Raw genomic sequence first — 1542 nt, 5'->3', positions numbered from 1 at the left:
GCGCGGCGGCAGTACGCGGCTGGGACGTTGCCTGTTCCTACTTACCGGCTGGGTCGACTCATCATGGTGGGTGAGCCGCTGCCTGCTGTCTCGGCTGGCGTCGAGCGGGTGGTGGTGTACGCCCGGGTCTCGTCGGCCGACCAGCGCGCCGACCTTGACCGGCAGGTCGCTCGGGTCGTCACGTGGGCGACCGGGCAGAACCTGCCGGTGTCGCAGGTGGTGACCGAGGTTCGATCCGCGCTGAACGGGCAGGGCAAGAAGTTCCTTGCGCTGCTGCGCGACCCGGCGGTCACGACCATCGTGGTGGAACACCGCGACAGCTTCGCCCGCTTCGGTGCCGAGTACGTCGAGGCGGCGCTGGCCGCGCAGGGTCGCAAGTTGTTGGTGGTCGACCCGGCGGGGGTCGATGATGACCTGGTCCGGGACGTCACGGAGATCTTGACCTCGTTGTGCGCGCGGCTCTACGGCCGTCGGGCTGGGGCGGATCGGGCACGCCGGGCGGTCGAGGCCGCCACCACACAGGACCCGCCGTCGTGAAGGTGATACAGGCGTACCGGTTCGCTTTGGACCTGACTCCAGCGCAGGAGCGTGACGTGCTCGCCAACGCCGGCGCGGCCAGGGTGGCGTACAACTGGGCCCTGGCCAGGGTGAAGGCCATCATGGACCAGCGCGCCGCCGAACGCACCTACGGTGTACCTGAGGAACTGCTGACCCCGACCGTCGGGTGGAATCTCGCCGCGTTGCGCAAGGCGTGGAACGCGGCCAAGTCGGATGTGGCGCCGTGGTGGCCGGAGTGTTCCAAGGAGGCGTTCAACACCGGCCTGGACAACCTGGCGGCCGGTTTGAAGAACTGGTCCGACTCCCGGGCCGGGAAACGCGCCGGGCCGCGGGTGGGGTTCCCGCGGTTCAAGTCCCGCCGCCGGTCGACACCGTCCGTGCGGTTCACCACGGGTGCGATCCGGGTGGAGCCGGACCGCAAGCATGTCGTGCTGCCCCGGCTGGGCCGGCTCAAGCTGCACGAGTCCGCCCGTAAACTCGCCCGCCGTCTGGAGGCGGGCACGGCCCGGATCCTGTCCGCGACGGTGCGCCGTGACGGCGGCAGGTGGCATGTCGCGTTCTGCGTCGAGGTCGACCGGGCCGAGCGCACCCCGACGCGTCCGCGGGCGGTGATCGGGGTGGATGTGGGGATCACGCACCTGGCGGTGCTGTCCACCGGCGAGATGGTGCCCAACCCCCGGCACCTGGACGAGGCGGCCCAGCGGATGCGGCGTCTGGCCCGGCGCATGTCCCGGCGCGTCGGGCCGGACCGGCGCACCGGTCAGCAGCCATCCAGGCGGTGGGAACGCGCCCGCCGGCAGGTGGCGCGGGCGCATGCGCGGGTGGCGAACCTGCGCCGTGACGGCCTGCACAAACTCACCACCCGGCTGGCCCGCGAGTACGGCACGATCGTGGTCGAAGACCTCAACGTGGCCGGCATGCTGCGCAACCGGCGGCTAGCCCGGCAGGTCGCGGACGCCGGCTTCGGTGAGATCCGCCGACAGG

Annotated in this window: 2 protein-coding genes; both read left to right on the top strand. The window is 71.5% G+C overall.

Annotated features, from left to right (window positions below):
* Positions 1-537: IS607 family transposase (locus FXF52_RS40985; RefSeq protein WP_148805014.1), on the top strand; the 537-nt coding region annotated here is incomplete at its 5' end.
* The coding region (gene tnpB, locus FXF52_RS40980; protein WP_187414030.1) for an IS607 family element RNA-guided endonuclease TnpB at positions 534-1542 on the top strand (1009 nt) is incomplete at its 3' end. The genes FXF52_RS40985 and tnpB, both read left to right, overlap by 4 nt.

Source organism: Micromonospora sp. MP36 (genome assembly GCF_008119785.1).
Classification (GTDB): Bacteria; Actinomycetota; Actinomycetes; order Mycobacteriales; family Micromonosporaceae; genus Micromonospora.
Note: the sequence above shows the minus strand (reverse complement) of the source record. Positions and strands in the feature narration are given on the sequence as shown.